Below are 15451 nucleotides of genomic sequence, written 5' to 3' on the forward strand. Positions count from 1 at the left end.
ACCATGACATCTCGTTGGACCACCGCAGTACTGGACACCGATCAACCCGGCGGCTGGGCCGTTGCGCGCAGCCCCGAAGGCTTCCTGTTCGACGACAATGGCGCGCTGTTCCCGCGTGAATGGCTAAAGCGCCAGGACTTGTCGATCCTCGCCGAACACGGCATCGGCCATCTCGATGGCGAGCCGGTGTATTTGCTGGAGCTGCGCAGTTCCAGCGAAGTGCCGGGTTGCAACTGGAAAGGTCTGCGGGCGTTCATGCTTGAGGGCGATCACACGATCTACAAGGTGCTCGGTTACGCCGCGCAGATTGGCACCTGGGCCCGTGAGCACCGTTTTTGCGGTAACTGCGGCCAGGCCATGACTCAGGTGCCGCGTGAGCGGGCGATGTATTGCCAGCCTTGCGATTTGCGCAGCTATCCACGGATCTCGCCGAGCATGATTGTGCTGGTGACCCGTGGCGACGAAATCCTGCTGGCGCGCTCACCGCGTTTCGTTACCGGGGTCTATAGCACGCTGGCCGGGTTCGCTGAACCGGGCGAGTCGGCCGAGGATTGCCTGATTCGTGAAGTGCGCGAAGAAGTGCAGATCGAGGTGAAGAATATCCAGTACCTGGGCAGCCAGTGCTGGCCGTTCCCGCACTCGATGATGCTGGGCTTCCATGCCGAATACGCGGGTGGCGAGATTGTCTGTCAGGAAGACGAGATCGAAGACGCCCAGTGGTTCAACGTGCACGATCTGCCACCGTTGCCGGCGTCCAAATCGATTGCCCGTTACCTGATCGACGTCTATGTGGCGCGGCGCTTAGGCCACGCTGAACCAGTGTTGCCAGGCTAGCCGTACGGTCAAACCCAACACTACGGTGATGAACACCGGACGAATGAACTTGGCGCCGCCGCTGATTGCGGTGCGCGCCCCGAAGAATGCGCCGACCATCACCGACAGGCCCATGCTCAGGCCGATGATCCAGTCCACTTGCCCGGAAAACACGAACACCGACAGCGCCGCAATGTTGCTGACGAAGTTCATGCTGCGCGCCACGCCGCTGGCTTTGACCAGATCGATTGGATAGAGCAGCAGGCTGCTGACTGTCCAGAACGCGCCTGTGCCGGGGCCGGCAACACCGTCATAGAAACCGAGGCTGAAACCCTGGGTTGACTGCCATTTCTTTTTGATCGGCGCATCGCTGTCCAGCGGTGCCTTCGGCGTGCCACCGAACAATAGATAGACGCCGCAGGCAAACACGATCACCGGGAGCATTTTGTTCAGCCATTCGGCGGGCAGGTAATGGGCGACGATGGCGCCGGCCAGCGCGCCAACCAATGTGCCGACGATTGCGTGTACCCACTGCCGAGGATGGAACAGTTTGCGTCGATAAAAGGTAAAGCTTGCGGTGGCCGAGCCGAAGGTCGAACTGAGTTTGTTGGTGCCCAGCACCAGATGCGGCGGCAAACCGGCAGTGAGCAATGCCGGAGTTGTCAGCAGACCGCCACCGCCAGCGATGGCGTCGATGAATCCGGCAATGAAAGCGACGAGGGCCAGAATGGCCAGGGTGGTGAGGTCAACGCTGAGTTCGAAAGGCATGGAATCGGCTTATTCGGCAGGGCGCAGATCGGGGCTGCGGGGAGGTCGGTCATGTTACTCATTTCCAGGTGTTGCGGCGACCCATCATCCGCCATCGCTGGCAAGCCAGCTCCCACAGGTTTTTGTTGTGTACACAAGATCACTGTTCACTCCGATCCCTGTGGGAGCTGGCTTGCCAGCGATGAAGGCATTGCAGCCAGCAAATGAATCAACTGTTGCCCACACAACAACCCGCCAACAAATCTCCCTCCACAGAACATCAACCCTACTCCAAGACCCAACAAAACCGGGTATTTACAGCCTGGCACGCTTGCTGCTCTACCTCTCTCATCTCCCGATAAGTCCCGAGGACACGCCAATGAGTCAGCAAGCCGTGAAATTCGCCTACTGGGTGCCGAACGTCAGTGGTGGTCTGGTGGTCAGCAAGATCGAGCAACGCACCGACTGGGGCATCGACTACAACCGCAAACTGGCGCAACTCGCCGAGGCGGCAGGCTTCGAATACGCCCTGACACAGATTCGTTTTACCGCCGGTTATGGCGCCGAGTTTCAACATGAATCAGTCGCCTTCAGCCACGCATTGCTCGCCGCTACCAGCAAACTCAAAGTGATCGCCGCGATCCTGCCGGGTCCATGGCAACCAGCGCTGGCGGCCAAGCAACTGGCGACTATCGATCAACTGACCAATGGCCGAATCGCGGTAAATATCGTCAGCGGCTGGTTCAAAGGCGAGTTTCAGGCCATCGGCGAGCACTGGCTGGAGCACGATGAGCGCTATCGTCGTTCCGAAGAATTCATCCGCTCATTGAAAGGCGTCTGGAGCCAGGACAATTTCACCTTCCGTGGCGACTTCTACCGTTTCGACAACTACAGCCTGAAACCGAAACCACTGGGTAAACCGGAGATCTTCCAGGGCGGTAGTTCACGGGCGGCGCGGGATATGGCAGCGCGGGTGTCGGACTGGTATTTCACCAACGGCAACAGCGTCGAGGGGATCAAGGCGCAGGTCGATGACATTCGGGTCAAAGCTGCCGCGAACAATCATTCGGTGAAAGTCGGGGTCAACGCGTTCGTCATTGCCCGTGACACCGAAGAAGAGGCGCGGGCGGTGTTGGCGCAGATCATTGATCAGGCAGACCCGGAAGCGGTCAACGCCTTCGGTGATGCAGCGAAGCAGGCGGGCAGGGCATCGCCGGAGGGCGAGGGTAACTGGGCGAAATCGACATTCGAAGATCTGGTGCAATACAACGATGGCTTCAAGACCAATCTGATCGGCACGCCGCTGCAGATTGCCGAGCGGATTGTGGCGTTGAAAGCGGTGGGAGTGGATCTGGTGCTGGCGGGGTTCTTGCATTTTCAGGAAGAAGTGGAGTATTTCGGTAAACGGGTATTGCCGCTGGTGCGTGAACTGGAAGCCAGAAAATTGACCGAGGCCGCCTGACCACCCCAAAACCCTTGTGGGAGCTAGCCTGCTAGCGATAGCGATTGAACATTCAACACCTCGTTGACTGACAATCCGCCATCGCTAGCAGGCTAGCTCCCACAAGGGGAATGTTGGTTACGTTATAGGCCGAGGTCGCTCAGACCTGGGTGGTCATCCGGACGCCGCCCGAGCGGCCAGTGGAACTTGCGTTCACTTTCCTTGATCGGCAGATCGTTGATGCAGGCGTAACGCTGGAACATCAACCCGTTGTCATCGAACTCCCAATTCTCATTGCCGTAAGAGCGAAACCAATTGCCCGAATCGTCGTGCCATTCATAGGCATAACGCACGGCAATCCGCGTGTCCGAGTAGGCCCATAGCTCTTTGATCAACCGGTAATCCAGTTCCTTGGCCCATTTGCGAATCAGGAAACCTTTGGCTTCCTCGCGGTTGTTGGCGAACTCGGCACGGTTACGCCATTGGGTGTCGAGGGTGTAAGCCAGCGATACCCGTTCCGGGTCGCGGGAATTCCAGCCATCCTCGGCCAGACGAACTTTCTCGATGGCTGATTCTCGGTTGAACGGTGGCAATGGCGGACGTGTTTGGGCTGCAGTAGACATAGTCAGTCTCCCGATCAAATTACATTTGAACAACATGTCAGGCTTGTATAAGGCGTTACAGGTCCAATAACTTCCGCGCCATGCATTGCGCATTATCGGCGGCACTGTGATCACCCATCACAAGCGCTACGGTAATGGCACCGTCAATCAGGATCAGCAGCTGTTTAGCCAACAGTTGCGGATCTTCGGCGCCATGTTCGGTACACAGCTCGCACACGTAGTCGAGCAGCTTCTGTTTGTGTTCTTTGGCGACCAGTCGCACCGGGTCCTGCGGATCACCGGTTTCGCCACTGGTATTGATGAACGCGCAGCCACGAAAGCCTTCCGAAGCGAACCAGCCCTTGAGCACGGTGAACAAATTAAGCAGGCGGTCAGCCGGGGTTTCGGCCTGATCGACGGCGGTTCTGTACCAACGCATCCAACGCACATCGCGGCGTTGCAGGGCGGCGACGGTCAGCTCCTCTTTGTTGGCGAAGTAGCGGTAGATGCTTTTTCTGGAGACGCCGGCGGTTTTCACCAGCAGATCCATGCCGGTGGCAGCGATGCCGCTTTTGTAGATCAACTTTTCGGTGACATCCAGAATGATGTCGCGGGTTGGGCTTTCACTGATTTCGTTCATGTGGCGAACAGTAGAATGATCGTTCTCCTTGGTCAAGTGCAGCTTGTAGAATTGCTTTCGCGAGCAAGCTCGCTCCCACATTTGAAATGCATTCCCCTGTAGGAGCGAGCTTGCTCGCGAAGGGGCCATTACAGACAGTAACAAGACCCGAACGAGTCGATGGTGTAAGCTCTCGGGTTCTTCGGATTCGACCCATTGCGAGCCCTATGCCGTTGCTTTTCAAACGTTCTCTGCTGCCTAAACTGCGCAGCTTTCCGCTGACCGCCGAGGCTGTGAGCATTCTGCCCGGCGCTGCCGATTACCGTCGTTGCCTGCTGGAAAAAATCGCTGAGGCGACCCGGCGCATCTATATCGTTGCGCTGTACCTGCAAAACGACGAGGCCGGTCAGGAAATTCTCGATGCCTTGCACGCCGCCAAACTCAAACGGCCCGAGCTGGAAATCGTCGTGGTGGTTGACTGGCTTCGCGCTCAGCGCGGGCTGATCGGCGCCGGCAAGCAGCCGGGCAACTCGGCGTGGTATCAGGAAATGACCCGCACCCACGCCAGTGAGGTGCCGGTCTACGGCGTTCCGGTGCAGACCCGCGAGCTGTTCGGCGTGCTGCATTTGAAAGGCTTTGTGATCGACGACTGCGTGATCTACAGCGGTGCGAGTCTGAACAACGTCTATCTGCACAAGTTCGACAAGTACCGTTTCGACCGTTATCACCTGTTGCAGAACCGCGAGCTGGCGGATTCGATGCATCATCTGGTCAAGCACGGACTGATTGAATCCAAAGCGGTGCATCGCCTCGACCTGCCGGATCTGCCGACCACTCGCAGCCTGCGCAACGACATCGGCGACCTGCGCAGCCGCCTCAAGCACGCGACCTACGACACCAGCGCCGGCAGCACTGCCCGCGACGGTTTGTCAGTTACACCGTTGCTGGGTGTCGGCAAGAACAACCCGCTGAACCGGGCGATCATTGAACTGATCGCCAGCGCGCAGAAGCAACTGACCATTTGCACGCCGTACTTCAACCTGCCGCTGGGGGTGATTCGCGAGATCAACCGTGCGCTGGCGCGTGGCGTGAAGATCGACATCGTGGTCGGTGACAAGACCGCCAACGACTTCTATATCCCGCCGAGTGAACCGTTCAAGGTGATCGCAGCGCTGCCGTACCTGTACGAGATCAGCCTGCGCCGCTTTGCCAAACGGCATCAGCGCAACATCGACAGTGGGCAGTTGAACCTGCACCTGTGGCGCGACGGCGACAATACCTATCACCTGAAGGGGATGTGGGTCGATCAGCGTTACACCTTGCTGACCGGCAACAATCTCAACCCGCGTGCGTTCCGGCTGGATCTGGAAAACGCGCTGTTGATTGATGATCCGAAAGGCGAGTGGCTGGAGCCGCGGCGTGTGGAGCAGGAGAATATCTTTCAGCACACCACGCGTATCGAGAGCTTCCAGACTCTGCAGACGTTGCCGGAGTACCCGGGCGCAGTGGCCAAGTTCCTCAAGCGCGTGAGTCGGGTGCGGATTGAGCGGTTGCTGTACCGGATTTTGTAGCGGGGCTGAAAATGTCATCGCGGGCAAGCCCGCTCCCACAGGGTTCTTCAGTGAACACAAATATTGTGAACACCTATGGAACCTGTGGGAGCGGGCTTGCCCGCGATGAGGACCTGGCTGGCGCTACAAAACTCAGTTCAGACCGAGCTTGCCACGCAATGTGGACAGGTCTTCAGCCAGGGTATTGACCGGCCCGACCAGTGCTTTACGGTCAGCGTCTTTCACTTTGTCATACGTCTCGAAACCGCCATCCTTGGTTTTGTACTTCGCCAGGATCTTGTTCACCGCAGCGAAATTCTTGTCTACTTTGGCGATGAAAGCCTTGTCCTGCTTCTCGATCTGCGGACGGAACAGGTCGACGATTTTCTTCGCGCCGTCGATGTTGCCCTGGAAGTCGTACAGGTCAGTGTGGCTGTAGCGATCTTCTTCACCGGAAATCTTGGTCGCGGCTACTTCTTCCAGCAGTGCGGCAGCACCACCGACGACTTTTTCAGGCGGGAAGGTCAGGCCGGCAACGCGGGTTTGCAGGTCCTTGACGTCGTTGTCGAGCTTGTCAGCCAGTTCGGTCAGGCCTTCGGTGCTTTTTTCCGAGAACAGCGAATATTCGATGCGGTGGAAACCGGTGAAGTCTTCGGCTTTCACGCCTTTTTCGTGGTCGTCGACACGGGAGTCGATGGACGCATCGAGGTCACTGAACAGCTCGGCAATCGGCTCGATCGACTCGTAGTAGACGCGGGTCGGTGCGTAGAGTTTTTGTGCGGTGGCCAAGTCACCCTTTTTCACTGCATCGGTGAATTGCTGAGTGTGGCTGGCCAGCTCATCCAGTTGTTCAGTGACGTAGATCTTGTAGTCCGAAACCGGCCCCACCAGATCCAGCGGCGCGGTTGCCGCAAAAGCCGAGAACGGGGTGCTGAGCATACCGAGGGTCAACAGTAACGCGAGTGGCGACTTTTTCATGGAACGGCTCCGATGGGGCTTTTTTCGGTTTGATTAGGCAGCTGTTTTGGGTTGTGTGGCGTTCAGCAGTGAGCGACCGATGAAATCCTTGTCGCTCGTAACACCCGGCAGGGTGAAGAAGTAGCCACCGCCGACCGGCTTGAGGTATTCCTCAAGGGGTTCGCCGTTGAGGCGGGTCTGCACGGTGATGAAGCCTTTTTCCAGGTCGGACTGGTAACAGATGAACAGCAGGCCCATGTCGAGCTGGCCGTTCTTGTTCACGCCGTTGGAGTAGTTGAACGGCCGGCGCAGGATCAGGTTGGCCTGGCTTGCGGCGGTGCGCGGGTTAGCCAGACGGATGTGCGCGTCGAGCTTGGTCAGCTTGCCTTCCGGGTCTTTGCTGTAATCCGGGACTTCGGTTTCATGCTGGCCGCCCATTGGCGCGCCAGTGGTTTTGACCCGACCGAGAATGCTTTCCTGCTCCTGCAACGGCGTGCGATCCCAGCGCTCGACGAAGTTGCGGATGATCCGCACCGCTTGATAGCTGCCGTGCGCCGCCCAGGCCGGTTCGTCGCTGCCCGGTTGCACCCAGACGATGCTGTCCATGGTCTTGGCATTGTTGGAATCCGGGTTGGCCGAACCATCGCGAAAACCGAGAAAGTTGCGCGCCGATTGCGCCGGAACGCCCGGTTTGGCCGGGGCTTGCGGCGGCACGCTGCCTTCCTGTTTCCACCGCACCAGCAGCAGGTCCGGGAGGTTTTTGACGATGTCGCGCAGGGCGTGAATGTTGGTGTCGGTGGTGTTCGAGCAGAACTGCAAGCTCAAGTCGCCGTGGCAGCAATCGGCTTCCAGTGCATCGTTGGGGAATCCGACCATGCGGATCAGACGCTTGGGCTTGGCGTCGGCCAGACCGAAACGCTCGTCGAACAGCGATTCACCGACCGAAACGGTAATCGTCAGGTTGTCCGGGGTGACCACCGGGCCGAGGATGCCGGAATCCGGCGGCGGCAGTTTCGGATCGATCTGTGCTACCGGACCGCCCTTCATCAGAAACGCAATGCGCTCGTTGAGGGTGCGGAACAGGCGCTCCAGATCCTCGCGATCACTGGCCAGCACGTCGAACGACACAAGCATGCCGGACGCCGGACGCGGGGTGACGATGCCGGTCTGGTGGGTGCCATGGAAGTCGTGACGGTCTTCGGTCTTGTCGCTGCTCGGTGCTTCGGTAACTTGCGCAGGTGCAGCGGCCATCGCCGGGCAGCTCAGGGCCGATCCGGCCAGCGCGACGCCAGCGGCGCCCATGCCCATCAGGACACGGCGACGTTGCAGGTTCAGTTGTTCCAGATCTTTCATCGGTATTGGTCTTCTGCTTACAGGCCGGAAAGGCCAAGGGCGGGATCGATTCCATCGAGTGCGTCGGCCAATGCCTGGGCCTTGTCGGCGAGCTGTTTGCGTTGCTCGCCGCTGACTGCGTCGTAACTGGTGTAACCGTCCTTGACCTTGAAGCTGTTGAGTTCGGCATCGAAGTCGGCAAACGCGGCGTCGATTTTCGGCAGCAGATCGGCGGCGGATTTGCTCAGCATCGGCCGCAGCAACTCGACCACTTTGTGTGCGGTTTCCAGATTGGCGGCAAAACCGTTGAGGTCGCTGTGGCTGTAGCGTTCTTCTTCACCGCTGGCAGCGCGCACGTCGGCAAGGGTGTTGAGGTTGCGCACGACGATGCTCACCAGTTGCTCGGGTGGCAGCGTTTGAGCCAGCAGCTGTTGCTTGAGCGTGGTGACGTCGGTCAGCAAGCGCTGCGCAACTGGCACTAGTTCATTGAGGCTGCGTTGCTGGAACAGCGCATATTCGACGCGGTGGAAGCCGACGAACGCTGGGTCTTGCTCGCGCTTTTCGAAGTAATCGGCGCGGGCATTGATGTTGTTATCCAGTTCGGCCAGACGCTGAGCCGCCGGGGCCAGACGTTGGTAAGCCGCGCGCGCCGGCAGGTACAGCGCTTGTGCCTGAGCCAGGTCGCCGCTTTCGATTGCTTGATTGAGCGCGGTCACCGCTTTGATCAGCGCGCTGCCCTGGCTGGCCAGATAGACTCGGAATTCCGACAGCGGCCCGACGAAGGCAACCATCGACGGCTTGGCTTTGGCGGCGGCATCGGAGGCGGCGGTCGGGGTCACGTGCAATGTGCCACGCGGGTTGCTCAGCAAGCCGCAAGTGATGGTGTAGTCGCCGGGTTGCAGATTGGCGTTGATCACTTGGCTCAGGCCGGGAGCAATGTTTTCCCGTTCTTCGATTACCAGCACGCCGTCGAGAATTTCCCATTCCACCGCCCGGTCGGAGCGGTTGACGATGCGGAAACTGGCGCGGCCCGCCGGGACGGTCAGTGCGTTTGGCTCGCAGCTGTGGGAATGAATGTTCACCACCACTTCGTCATGATTGAGCTGACGTTTGGCTGCGGCCATTTTCGAGGCGTAGTAGAACAGGCCACCGGCGGCGATCATCACGACCACCGAGCCGGCCACCGCCCAACGCAAGGCGCGGGGAGGCGAGGCCTGAGGAGAAGTAGGCTTTGACATGAATGCCCTTATTGGCTGGAAGCGGAAGTCGATTTGGCAGTTGTCGGTGTGGCCGGCGCGGCGGGATAGAAGAACATCACCAACGCCACCACCAGATAAATCAGATACGCACCCAAGGTGCTGACGGTCGGCGCATCCTGATAACCGAACATGCCGGCCAGCACCGAGCCCAACGGGCCATCCATCGGCAGCGTCGCGCTGAAGTCGAAGAGTACGGTTTGCAGGTGATTCCACAGCCCGGCTTCATGCAGGGCTTGCACCGAGTTGGCGAGAATCCCGGCGGCGACCACCAGAATGAACAACCCGGTCCACTTGAAGAACGCCGAAAGATTCAGACGCATGCTGCCGCTGTAGATCAGGAAGCCGACGATGATTGCCAGTACCAGACCGAGCAACGCACCGATCGGCGCGCCCGGGCCTTCGCTCTGCTGGAACACCGCGAGCAGGAAGAACACCGTCTCCAGACCTTCACGAGCAACCGCAAAGAAGACCATGGCGATCAGTGCGATGACCTGGTGTTTGGAGCTGGTCAATGCGTGATCCAGCGAAGCTTGCAGCGAATGTTTGATCGAACGCGCGACTTTGCGCATCCAGAACACCATCGAACTGAGAATCCCCACGGCGACCAGGCCGACTACGCCTTCAAACAGCTCCTGCTGCTTTTGCGGGAATTCCGCGCTGACCAGTTCCAGGCCACCGCCGACCAGCAACGCCAGCGCAGCGGCGAGAAACACGCCGATCCACACGGCGGGCATCCATTGGCCACGGCCGGTCTGTTGCAGGTAGCTGGCGATGATGCCAACGATCAACGCGGCTTCGATGCCTTCGCGCAGCATGATCAGAAAGGGAACGAGCATTGGGTATCCATCAGTGTTCTGGGTGAGTACGCAATTTGTAACATAATGACACTCATTCCCATATGCCGTTGATTGACATTTAGCTGAACGTTAGCTGAACGAGCCTGAAGAACAACCATTCTCATGTAGGCGCAGATGCCGGTGTGGAGGCAGCACCTCAAATCCAATGTGGGAGCCAGCCTGCTGGCGATAGGGTCGACACATGCAACATGGCAGTGGTTGAACAACCGCCATCGCCAGCAGGCTGGCTCCCACAGGGATCTGCGGTAAGATGCCGGGCATTCAAAAACAACAGGAATCACCGCGTTCCATGTCGGAAAAAGACACCATCGCCATTCAACTGGTGCGTGAAGCGCTATTGCAGAGTTGTGCCCCGGGCGCGGCCACGGACGAAGTCTTGCGCAAGGTCGGGATCGATCCGCTGTTGCTGCAAAGTGAGCATGGGCGGGTGCCTGCCTCGCAGTACGCACGGTTATGGCGTCTGCTGGCGCGGCGCGGTGATGACGAGTTCTTTGGCATGGACCCACGCAAGCTGAAATCCGGCAGCCTGGAATTCCTCTGCCGCAGCGCCATGGCCCAGCCGACCCTCGCCGCAGGCTTGAGCACAGGGTTGAATTTCCTGTCATTGATGCTGGAACGCATGCCCGCGCAATTGCTGCATCAGCAGAGCCTCGCGGAAATCGTCTTGCTCGAAGACGATGCCGAACCCCGCCGCGCATTCACCTATTTCACCTATTGGATGATCGTTCACGGCGTTGCCTGCTGGCTGGCGGGGCGGCGGATTCCGATTCTGGCCATCGAATTGCGCTGCCCGGCGCCGGACTTCTGCGACGATTATCAGGTGATGTTCTCGGAAAACCTGCGTTTCGACCGGCCGCGTACACGGATGATTTTCGCTGCCGATTGCCTAGATCTGCCGATCAAGCGCAGCGTTGAAGAGCTCAAGCGCTTCCTGGCCCATGCTCCGGCCAACATTCTGGTGAAGTACCGCGATCCGCAAAGCCTCGCCAGCCGGATCAAACAGGATTTGCGCCAGTTACCCGCCGAGCAGTGGCCGGAAACCGAAGCGCAGGCTCAGCAACTGTGCATGTCGGCCTCGACTCTGCGCCGACGTCTGGCCGAGGAAGGGCAGACCTATCAGGGCCTCAAGGACAGCGTGCGCAAGGAACTGGCGATCAGTTGGCTGGCGGAGCCTTCGATCAGTTTTGCCGAAATCGCTGCGCGGCTAGGGTTTGCCGATGCGAGTTCGTTCTACAAGGCGTTTCGCAAGTGGTCGGGGTCGAACCCTGGGCACTACCGCAGTTTGATTCTGAACGAAGCGGTCTGATCCGGGTTTTGTGTTGCCTTGGCTGGCCTTTTCGCGGGCAAGCCACGCTCCCACAGGTTCTGCGCTAACCCTGAATCTTGGCCAAACCAGTCAGCCAATTTGATGGCTTTGACCATTGCCCGATGCCCGCCGCAGAGCGAGTATCCCTGTGTTGTTTACGGTTCCCAGCCTAATAAAAACACAGAGGGATTCTGGCAATGCGCGATTACTTGTCTGCCACCAAACAGTTCAGCTATCAGCACACCGTGGACGCCGCACTCAGCGGCTCGCTTGAGGCGCTCAACGCCTGCGTCGAATGTTGCGACCGTCACGCGTTGCCGGGGCGCATTGCGTTGTTCTGGGAAGGCCGCGACGGCTCCAGCGCGACCTACACGTTCAATGACCTGCTAGACAAAGCGGCGCGTTTCGCCAATTTCCTTCTCGCCCAAGGCGTGCAAAAGGGTGACAAAGTCGCCGGCCTGCTGCCGCGCAATATCGAATTGTTGATCACCGTGTTCGCCACCTGGCGCATCGGCGCGGTGTATCAGCCGCTGTTCACCGCGTTCGGCCCCAAAGCACTCGAACATCGCCTGAACAGCTCCGGCGCCAAAGTGGTGGTGAGTGACGCGGTCAATCGCTCGAAACTGGCGGAAGTCGCCGATTGCCCGACCGTGGTAACCGTCGGTGGCGCCAAAGGCCAGGGCATTGTCCGTGGCGATTTCAGTTTCTGGGCCGAACTGGCCAATTATTCCAGCGTCTGCGAACCGGTGATGCTGACCGGCGAAGACCCGTTTTTGCTGATGTTCACCTCAGGCACCACCGGTCCGGCGAAAGCCTTGTCAGTGCCGCTCAAAGCCATCGTCGCGTTCCAGAGTTACACCCGCGACGCGGTTGACCTGCGCCCGGAAGATGCGTTCTGGAATGTCGCCGATCCGGGTTGGGCCTACGGCATTTATTTCGGCGTCACCGGGCCGCTGTCGATGGGGCACCCGATCACTTTTTACGATGGCCCGTTCACCCTCGAAAGCACCTGCCGGGTGATCAACAAATACGGCATCACCAATCTCACTGGCTCGCCGACTGCCTACCGTTTGCTGATTGCCGGCGGCAATGACTTCGCCAAGTCGATCAAGGGCCGATTGCGCATTGTCAGCAGTGCCGGCGAGCCGCTGAACCCAGAAGTCATCCGCTGGTTCGCCGACAACCTCGACGTGATCATCCATGACCATTACGGCCAGACCGAACTCGGCATGGTCCTGTGCAACCACCATGGCCTCGAACACCCGATCCACATGGGCGCGGCCGGTTTTGCCTCGCCGGGGCATCGCATCGTAGTGCTGGACGACCAATACAACGAACTCGGCATCGGCCAGCCGGGCATCCTCGCCATCGACCGCCCGCAATCGCCGATGTGCTGGTTCGGCGGCTATGAAGGCGCACCGACCAAAGCCTTCGTCGGCGACTACTACCTGAGCGGCGACACCGTCGAGTGCAACCCGGACGGCAGCATCAGCTTCGTCGGCCGCAGTGATGATGTGATCACCACGTCCGGTTACCGCGTCGGTCCGTTCGACGTGGAAAGCGCGTTGATCGAACACCCGGCCGTGGTCGAAGCGGCAGTGGTCGGCAAACCCGACCCGGAGCGCACCGAACTGGTCAAAGCCTTTGTGGTGCTGAGTGCGCAATACCGCGCCGCGCCGGAGCTGGCCGAAGAGCTGCGTCAGCACGTGCGCAAGCGTCTGGCCGCGCATTCGTACCCGCGGGAAATCGAATTTGTCAGCGAGTTGCCGAAAACCCCAAGCGGCAAATTGCAGCGCTTTATCTTGCGCAACCAGGAAATCGCCAAGGCTCAAGAGGCCGCCGCGAACAACGTTTCAGCTTGAATCCAAGGAAACAGTCATGCAGATCGAGAACAAGGTTTTTATCGTCACTGGCGGCGCGTCCGGCCTCGGTGCCGCCACCGCTGAATTGCTGGTGGCCGCAGGCGCCAAAGTGATGCTGGTGGACATGAACGCCGAAGCAGTTGCCGCGCAGGCCGAGCGTCTCGGCGCACAGAGCGTGGTCGCCGATATCAGCAACGAAGCCGCCGCCGAAGCCGCTGTGCAGGCCACGCTGAAAGCCTTCGGTAGCCTCAACGGTCTGGTCAACTGCGCCGGCATCGTCCGTGGCGAGAAGATCCTCGGCAAGAACGGCCCGCATGCACTGGCGAGTTTCAGTCAGGTGATCAACGTCAACCTGATCGGCAGTTTCAACATGCTGCGGCTGGCGGCGGCGGCGATTGCCGAGAGCGAAGCCAATGCCGATGGCGAGCGCGGCGTGATCATCAACACCGCCTCGGTTGCGGCGTTCGATGGCCAGATTGGCCAGGCTGCATACGCCGCGTCGAAAGGCGCGATTGCCAGCCTGACCTTGCCCGCCGCCCGTGAACTGGCGCGCTTCGGCATCCGCGTGATGACCATCGCTCCAGGCATTTTCGAAACGCCGATGATGGCCGGCATGACCCCGGAAGTCCGCGACTCGCTGGCGGCTGGGGTGCCATTCCCGTCACGTCTGGGCAAGCCTGCGGAGTACGCGGCGCTGGTTCGGCATATCATCGAAAACAGCATGCTCAACGGCGAGGTGATCCGTCTCGATGGTGCCTTGCGCATGGCCGCCAAGTAAGGAGTATTTGTCATGACCACTGCCAACGATCCAATTGTCATCGTCAGCGCCGTCCGCACCCCGATGGGCGGTTTTCAGGGCGAACTGAAAAGTCTGACCGCCCCGCAACTCGGTGCTGCCGCAATCAAGGCTGCGGTTGAGCGTGCCGGTGTTGCCAGCGACGCAGTCGATGAAGTGCTGTTCGGTTGCGTCCTGCCCGCCGGGCTTGGTCAGGCGCCTGCGCGTCAGGCTGCGCTGGGCGCCGGGCTGGATAAATCGACGCGCTGCACGACCCTGAACAAGATGTGCGGCTCGGGCATGGAAGCGACCATTCTTGCTCACGACATGCTGCTCGCTGGCAGCGCCGATGTGGTGATTGCCGGTGGCATGGAAAGCATGTCCAACGCGCCGTACCTGCTGGATCGCGCCCGCAGCGGTTACCGCATGGGCCACGGTCGGGTGCTCGACTCGATGTTCCTCGACGGTCTCGAAGACGCCTACGACAAGGGCCGCCTGATGGGCACCTTCGCCGAGGATTGCGCCGAGACCAACGATTTCAGCCGTGAAGCGCAGGACGCTTTTGCCATTGCCTCGACCACCCGCGCCCAGCAGGCAATCAAGGACGGCAGCTTCAAGGACGAAATCGTCCCGCTGACCGTGACGGTCGGCAAGGAGCAAGTGCTGATCAGTCACGACGAGCAGCCGCCGAAAGCCAAACTGGACAAGATCGCTTCGCTGAAACCGGCGTTCCGCGAGGGCGGCACAGTGACGGCGGCGAACTCCAGTTCGATCTCCGACGGCGCCGCGGCGCTGGTGCTGATGCGTCAGTCGCAAGCGCAGAAACTCGGTTTGAAACCGCTGGCAGTGATTCACGGCCATGCAGCGTTTGCCGACACCCCGGGCCTGTTCCCGGTGGCGCCGATTGGCGCGATCAAGAAACTGGTGAAAAAAACCGGCTGGTCGCTGGATCAGATTGATCTGTTTGAGGTCAACGAAGCCTTTGCCGTGGTGGCGATGGCGGCAATGACCCATCTGGAAATCCCTCACGACAAACTGAATATCCATGGCGGTGCGTGTGCGTTGGGGCATCCGATTGGTGCGTCGGGGGCGCGGATTCTGGTGACCTTGCTCTCGGCTTTGCGCCAGAAAGGTTTGAAACGCGGCGTTGCAGCAATTTGCATCGGCGGCGGCGAAGCTACGGCCATGGCCGTGGAATGCGTGTACTAAGGCCCACACTTTTCACTGTGGGAGCGGGCTTGCCCGCGATGAGGTCGTGTCAGTCAGCATTTCGTTGTTTGACCCACCGCAATCGCGGGCAAGCCCGCTCCCACAGGTTCTGCGCCGTAACC

General features: G+C 59.7%; 14 protein-coding genes. 7 read left to right on the forward strand and 7 right to left on the reverse strand.

Annotated elements, in window-relative coordinates:
• The first annotated feature begins 3 nt into the window (after positions 1 to 3).
• Positions 4 to 834 (forward strand): NAD(+) diphosphatase, encoded by an 831-nt coding sequence (nudC, locus tag ACTWLJ_RS21065; RefSeq protein WP_445178289.1) that lies wholly within the window; start codon positions 4 to 6, stop codon positions 832 to 834.
• On the opposite strand, the gene ACTWLJ_RS21070 is transcribed toward nudC, so the two are convergent.
• Positions 802 to 1581, reverse strand: coding sequence for a TSUP family transporter (locus ACTWLJ_RS21070; RefSeq protein ID WP_401207908.1), 780 nt, complete (start codon positions 1579 to 1581; stop codon positions 802 to 804). The two genes, nudC and ACTWLJ_RS21070, sit on opposite strands and share 33 nt — an antisense overlap.
• Positions 1582 to 1939: 358 nt before the next feature.
• Between ACTWLJ_RS21070 and sfnG the strand changes: the two genes are divergently transcribed.
• Complete coding sequence (sfnG, locus tag ACTWLJ_RS21075; RefSeq protein WP_445178290.1) at positions 1940 to 3022, forward strand: dimethylsulfone monooxygenase SfnG; 1083 nt, start codon at positions 1940 to 1942, stop codon at positions 3020 to 3022.
• Positions 3023 to 3144: 122 nt separating this feature from the next.
• Here the strand turns inward: sfnG and ACTWLJ_RS21080 are convergent, their stop codons facing one another.
• Positions 3145 to 3624: a nuclear transport factor 2 family protein gene (locus ACTWLJ_RS21080; RefSeq protein ID WP_445178291.1), complete on the reverse strand. Its 480-nt coding sequence runs from the start codon at positions 3622 to 3624 to the stop codon at positions 3145 to 3147.
• A 55-nt stretch (positions 3625 to 3679) separates the two neighbouring features.
• A complete protein-coding gene (locus ACTWLJ_RS21085) occupies positions 3680 to 4243 on the reverse strand; it encodes a TetR/AcrR family transcriptional regulator (RefSeq protein ID WP_445178292.1) in 564 nt (187 codons plus the stop codon).
• Positions 4244 to 4449: 206 nt separating this feature from the next.
• On the opposite strand from ACTWLJ_RS21085, the gene pssA reads away from it, so the two are divergent.
• Positions 4450 to 5793, forward strand: a complete 1344-nt coding sequence (gene pssA, locus ACTWLJ_RS21090) for a CDP-diacylglycerol--serine O-phosphatidyltransferase (RefSeq protein ID WP_401207920.1) — start codon at positions 4450 to 4452, stop codon at positions 5791 to 5793.
• A 132-nt stretch (positions 5794 to 5925) separates the two neighbouring features.
• On the opposite strand, the gene efeO (ACTWLJ_RS21095) is transcribed toward pssA, so the two are convergent.
• The 4 genes from efeO (ACTWLJ_RS21095) to efeU are packed head-to-tail and all read right to left on the reverse strand — an operon-like array spanning position 5926 to position 10156.
• Positions 5926 to 6750, reverse strand: coding sequence for an iron uptake system protein EfeO (gene efeO / locus ACTWLJ_RS21095; protein WP_401207923.1), 825 nt, complete (start codon positions 6748 to 6750; stop codon positions 5926 to 5928).
• 33 nt (positions 6751 to 6783) lie between these two features.
• Positions 6784 to 8082 carry an iron uptake transporter deferrochelatase/peroxidase subunit gene (efeB, locus tag ACTWLJ_RS21100; RefSeq protein ID WP_445178293.1) on the reverse strand — a complete coding sequence of 433 codons (1299 nt, stop codon included), beginning with the start codon at positions 8080 to 8082 and terminating at the stop codon, positions 6784 to 6786.
• A gap of 17 nt (positions 8083 to 8099) precedes the next feature.
• Positions 8100 to 9299, reverse strand: a complete 1200-nt coding sequence (gene efeO, locus ACTWLJ_RS21105) for an iron uptake system protein EfeO (RefSeq protein WP_445178294.1) — start codon at positions 9297 to 9299, stop codon at positions 8100 to 8102.
• An 8-nt stretch (positions 9300 to 9307) separates the two neighbouring features.
• A complete protein-coding gene (efeU, locus tag ACTWLJ_RS21110) occupies positions 9308 to 10156 on the reverse strand; it encodes an iron uptake transporter permease EfeU (protein ID WP_401207932.1) in 849 nt (282 codons plus the stop codon).
• A gap of 310 nt (positions 10157 to 10466) precedes the next feature.
• On the opposite strand from efeU, the gene ACTWLJ_RS21115 reads away from it, so the two are divergent.
• The 4 genes from ACTWLJ_RS21115 to ACTWLJ_RS21130 all read left to right on the forward strand — a co-directional run bounded on the left by ACTWLJ_RS21115 (position 10467) and on the right by ACTWLJ_RS21130 (position 15329).
• On the forward strand, positions 10467 to 11483 hold the full coding sequence (locus ACTWLJ_RS21115; protein ID WP_445178295.1) for an AraC family transcriptional regulator: 1017 nt from the start codon (positions 10467 to 10469) through the stop codon (positions 11481 to 11483).
• A gap of 197 nt (positions 11484 to 11680) precedes the next feature.
• A complete protein-coding gene (locus ACTWLJ_RS21120; protein WP_445178296.1) occupies positions 11681 to 13345 on the forward strand; it encodes an AMP-binding protein in 1665 nt (554 codons plus the stop codon).
• 16 nt (positions 13346 to 13361) lie between these two features.
• Positions 13362 to 14123, forward strand: coding sequence for an SDR family NAD(P)-dependent oxidoreductase (locus ACTWLJ_RS21125; RefSeq protein ID WP_445178297.1), 762 nt, complete (start codon positions 13362 to 13364; stop codon positions 14121 to 14123).
• 12 nt (positions 14124 to 14135) lie between these two features.
• Positions 14136 to 15329: an acetyl-CoA C-acyltransferase gene (locus ACTWLJ_RS21130; RefSeq protein ID WP_445178298.1), complete on the forward strand. Its 1194-nt coding sequence runs from the start codon at positions 14136 to 14138 to the stop codon at positions 15327 to 15329.
• Positions 15330 to 15451: the final 122 nt, after the last annotated feature.

The organism is Pseudomonas sp. McL0111 (genome assembly GCF_052567255.1).

What these genes read in the sequence shown, in the direction of transcription:
- ACTWLJ_RS21115 (WP_445178295.1), top strand. Translation starts at nt 10,467, where the DNA reads ATGTCGGAAAAAGACACCATCGCCATTCAACTGGTGCGTGAAGCGCTA.
- ACTWLJ_RS21120 (WP_445178296.1), top strand. Translation starts at nt 11,681, where the DNA reads ATGCGCGATTACTTGTCTGCCACCAAACAGTTCAGCTATCAGCACACC.
- efeO (WP_401207923.1), bottom strand. Translation starts at nt 6,750, where the DNA reads ATGAAAAAGTCGCCACTCGCGTTACTGTTGACCCTCGGTATGCTCAGC.
- pssA (WP_401207920.1), top strand. Translation starts at nt 4,450, where the DNA reads ATGCCGTTGCTTTTCAAACGTTCTCTGCTGCCTAAACTGCGCAGCTTT.
- ACTWLJ_RS21080 (WP_445178291.1), bottom strand. Translation starts at nt 3,624, where the DNA reads ATGTCTACTGCAGCCCAAACACGTCCGCCATTGCCACCGTTCAACCGA.
- ACTWLJ_RS21130 (WP_445178298.1), top strand. Translation starts at nt 14,136, where the DNA reads ATGACCACTGCCAACGATCCAATTGTCATCGTCAGCGCCGTCCGCACC.
- nudC (WP_445178289.1), top strand. Translation starts at nt 4, where the DNA reads ATGACATCTCGTTGGACCACCGCAGTACTGGACACCGATCAACCCGGC.
- ACTWLJ_RS21085 (WP_445178292.1), bottom strand. Translation starts at nt 4,243, where the DNA reads ATGAACGAAATCAGTGAAAGCCCAACCCGCGACATCATTCTGGATGTC.
- efeU (WP_401207932.1), bottom strand. Translation starts at nt 10,156, where the DNA reads ATGCTCGTTCCCTTTCTGATCATGCTGCGCGAAGGCATCGAAGCCGCG.
- sfnG (WP_445178290.1), top strand. Translation starts at nt 1,940, where the DNA reads ATGAGTCAGCAAGCCGTGAAATTCGCCTACTGGGTGCCGAACGTCAGT.
- efeO (WP_445178294.1), bottom strand. Translation starts at nt 9,299, where the DNA reads ATGTCAAAGCCTACTTCTCCTCAGGCCTCGCCTCCCCGCGCCTTGCGT.
- efeB (WP_445178293.1), bottom strand. Translation starts at nt 8,082, where the DNA reads ATGAAAGATCTGGAACAACTGAACCTGCAACGTCGCCGTGTCCTGATG.
- ACTWLJ_RS21070 (WP_401207908.1), bottom strand. Translation starts at nt 1,581, where the DNA reads ATGCCTTTCGAACTCAGCGTTGACCTCACCACCCTGGCCATTCTGGCC.
- ACTWLJ_RS21125 (WP_445178297.1), top strand. Translation starts at nt 13,362, where the DNA reads ATGCAGATCGAGAACAAGGTTTTTATCGTCACTGGCGGCGCGTCCGGC.